The following is a 585-nucleotide window of genomic DNA, read 5'->3' on the forward strand; positions in this document are numbered from 1 at the left end:
GAGGGCGATTCCTGTTCTGTCCCTGAGCTCTTCCAGTCCTTTGTAGACCGCTTCAGCGATTTGTTCGCTTCCCGAAGTGCCGATGCGCCTTCCGGCCACCTCGCTTGTGCTGCAGCCGATGACGACGATGTGGCCTTCGCGCAAATTCGCTTGCTGATGAAATTCATCTAATATAGAACGCCATGTCTGTTCAAGATTTTTCATGATTGACGACACCCTTTATTCATGCTTGTCTTCATAATCGGCGATTTTTCCGATGCGGACGGCGTGCCGCCCGGCTGAAAACTCAGTCGTAAGCCAAACCTTTGCAATCTCTCTCGCTAAACCAGGGCCGATGACCCGTTCACCCATCGCAAGAACATTCGTGTCATTGTGCTCTCTTGTCATTTTGGCGCTGAAAACGTCGTGGACAAGGGCGCAGCGGATGCCTTTTACTTTATTGGCGGAAATGCTCATGCCGATTCCTGTTCCGCATATTAAAATGCCTCTGTCGGCTTCCCCGTTCGCCACTTTTTGCGCGACCGGAAACGCATAATCCGGGTAGTCCACAGATCCTGAACCGCATTCGCAGCCGTAATCTTCGTA

At 51.8% G+C, this 585-nt stretch carries 2 protein-coding genes; both read right to left on the minus strand.

Annotation, left to right across the window (positions count from 1 at the left end; genetic code table 11):
* The coding region (locus tag ACWHAR_RS29900; RefSeq protein ID WP_452088787.1) for a DUF436 family protein at positions 1-204 on the minus strand (204 nt) is incomplete at its 3' end.
* 15 nt (positions 205-219) lie between these two features.
* Positions 220-585, minus strand: a 366-nt coding sequence (gene rpiB / locus ACWHAR_RS29905; RefSeq protein WP_452088788.1) for a ribose 5-phosphate isomerase B, incomplete at its 5' end; no start/stop codon positions are given.

Source organism: Bacillus sp. LR--39 (genome assembly GCF_053613335.1).